Annotated in this window: 1 protein-coding gene; it reads right to left on the minus strand. The window is 36.9% G+C overall.

The window, feature by feature from the left end:
- Window positions 1–569, minus strand: a 569-nt coding sequence (locus tag FUA24_RS00585; RefSeq protein WP_246146916.1) for a thiamine pyrophosphate-binding protein, incomplete at both ends; no start/stop codon positions are given.

Consider the following 569-nt stretch of genomic DNA (forward strand, 5'->3'; position numbering starts at 1 on the left):
TTGTTTGGCATAGGTTGCTAAATTTCCTGTAACACGATCATCAAAACGCATACCTATGGCTATTAACACATCGCATTCATTAGTTAACTTATTGGGTGCATAATTACCATGCATACCTACCATACCAACATTTAATGGGTGCGATGTTGGTATTGCAGAAGCCCCTAAAATAGTCCAAGCCGATGGAATACCTGCTTTTTCAATAACTGCTTTAAGTTCGTTTTCTGCTTCACCTAAAATAACACCTTGCCCCCAAACAATTAGCGGTTTTTTGGCATTGTTAATTAAGTGGGCTGCTGCTCTTACAGACTCAATATTTGTTTTAGGCACAGGCTTGTAACTTCTTACACTTGAACATTTTTCGTATTTAAAATCGAATTCTTGAAGCTGTGCGTCTTTAGTAATATCAATTAACACAGGGCCTGGTCTGCCACTTTTAGCTATGTAAAACGCTTTAGCTATTACCTCTGGAATATCTTCAGCTTTTGTAATTTGATGATTCCATTTGGTAACAGGTGTAGATATACCAACAATATCTGTTTCTTGAAACGCATCACTTCCTAATAAAT

Source organism: Seonamhaeicola marinus, from assembly GCF_008085455.1.